We start from the raw sequence: 954 nt of genomic DNA, 5'->3' as shown, positions 1-954 counted from the left end.
ATGGAACAGCTTTTCAGGCTTGTCGGGCTGGAAGATATAGTGGTGCTTCTTACAGAAAGCCCTGTAACGTTCTGTAAAGGCTTTTACCCCGATCTTGCGGACACAGTCCACATGCCAGAAAGAATACGCGTAATCCACCCATTTTTCACTTCCATCCTGGCGGACAGGGCTGTCAAAGAGTTTGTTTACACCGGGATATGTGTTGTCCAAAAGAGCGATCAGGTTTGCTTTTGCAGCGACCTTTTGCTTCATAAAGAAGCTGAATTGAGCATTTAAAGTTTTTAATTGAGTGCGTGTGTTATCCATACCTGAATATTGACGCAGCTCTGTCCAGTTGTCAAGAGTATAGCGGGCAATTTTTTTAGCATCCGCCGGATCGGATTTGACTTTGCGCAGGGAGTTGTTGCCAAAGTTTTTAATTAGATGCGGATTGACAACGGAACCAAACAATCCAGCTTCCGAGAGAGCCTTTACCACAGGTTCATGGTATCTGCCTGTACATTCCATAACGATTTTGGTACTGCCATCTAATGAACCCAGATACTCAGTGAGTTCATGAAGGCTCTGGGATGTGTGGGAAACATGGAAGGGTTTACGGATTACAGTACCGCCAGGCTGCAGAACTGAAACGGTGCTCCTACCCTTTGAAATATCAATACCTACTGCATTGTACATTCTATGGACCTCCAAATGTGTATTTGCATGGATTCCAGCGTTTCTCATTGCCGGTTCCATCTGCTGGGGTATCAAACGAACATACAGTAGTAGTTCAACCTGCATAAATCGAACGGCTGCAATGACAGGCTGGCTGACAGGCTTTCTTACGGACGCTAATGGTCCTGGGAGTTGGCGTCAGACCGATGCCTAATCATTATACAGCTTAAACAATGAGAGGATTAAGTCCCAACTGGCTGTTGGGTACTGAAACCCTACACTTATATATTAGGAGGAGTC

Annotated in this window: 1 protein-coding gene; it reads right to left on the bottom strand. The window is 45.4% G+C overall.

Annotated features, from left to right (window positions below):
• On the bottom strand, nucleotides 1-675 hold a 675-nt coding region (locus H8730_RS17415; protein WP_249290313.1), incomplete at its 3' end, for an IS110 family transposase.
• Nucleotides 676-954 lie beyond the last annotated feature (279 nt).

Origin of the sequence: Bianquea renquensis (genome assembly GCF_014384895.1) — a bacterium.
In the GTDB taxonomy this organism is placed as follows: domain Bacteria; phylum Bacillota; class Clostridia; order Lachnospirales; family Bianqueaceae; genus Bianquea; species Bianquea renquensis.
This window is presented reverse-complemented; position numbering and strand designations above follow the sequence as displayed.